Source organism: Rahnella sp. P4_A8, from assembly GCF_056402435.1.
Map to the genome: position 1 here is coordinate 1 of NZ_JBFUHK010000267.1, position 1,094 is coordinate 1,094.

The window sequence follows — 1,094 nt, forward strand, 5'->3', positions numbered from 1 at the left end:
GATTATGCGGTGGCCCAGTCTGCAACAACTGAAACGCGCCAGGCGCGACACGATCCGCAACTTTCTGAATGCCAAAGGTAGCCGCGCAATAGCCCTTACCGAGCAACGTGTTGCGAGTATTGATAACGCGATCCCATTGACGACAGACCCGAGTGTTATAGAGGCTAATGCTTTGATGGCAACAGCACTGGCGACACAAATTAAAGTCGTGAGTGAAATCATCAAAACCTATGACGRACGAATCGAAACGCTGTTTGACACATTGCCAGATGCGGGGCTGTTCAAATCACTTCCGGGCATGGGGCCGTGTATGGGCCCACGTATGCTTGCTGCACTTGGTGATAACCGAGACCGGTTTAACAGCGCTGAAGAAATTCAAAACTACGCAGGTATTGCACCGGTGACAGAACGAAGTGGCCAGAAATCCTGGGTTCACTGGCGATGGCAATGTGCGAAGTTCGTCAGGCAGACCTTTGTTGAATGGGCTGCCAAGACGGTTAACTCATCATACTGGGCCAAATTGTATTATCAGGGGCAGCGAGAAAAGGGAAAATCTCATCAATCCGCGATCCGGGCTCTGGCATTCAAATGGCTAAGGATCATTTACCGCTGCTGGAAGACCAGAACCCGCTATGACGAAGCGAAATATTTGCTGGCACTGGAAGAGCGAAAATCGCCCTTACTGATGCCGTAAAAAACTTGTCGAATGTCTCAGGGCGTGAAGCGGACATTATCTACGTTCAGCGCCTCACTCTTGGGACAGGCCATCCCGGTTTGCATTCAGCTACACTTGTTACTGTTTTTCGTCCGGAACAGAAAGCATTCCACTACAGCAGGCTGGTATGCTTGGTCTAAGACATTTAAATCAACAAGATGCATGGTCCACTAATGATGAAAGTGATTCTTGTTCGACACGCAGAAACAGAGTGGAATGTGAGAGGAGTTATTCAGGGGCAGAGCGATAGTACGTTGACCCACCGGGGGAAGCGCCAAACATCAGCCTTACTGGCAGCGTTTGCCGCAAGTGATTACCGAGTTGAATGTGTTTACGCTTCTCCGCTTGGCCGTACCTGGCAAATGGGACAGAGCCTGGC

Annotated in this window: 2 protein-coding genes; both read left to right on the forward strand. The window is 50.3% G+C overall.

Going from position 1 to position 1,094, the window contains the following annotated elements:
• Positions 1-694: transposase (locus AC1DUO_RS25305; protein ID WP_477989436.1), on the forward strand; the 694-nt coding region annotated here is incomplete at its 5' end.
• A 194-nt stretch (positions 695-888) separates the two neighbouring features.
• Positions 889-1,094: histidine phosphatase family protein (locus tag AC1DUO_RS25310; RefSeq protein ID WP_477989437.1), on the forward strand; the 206-nt coding region annotated here is incomplete at its 3' end.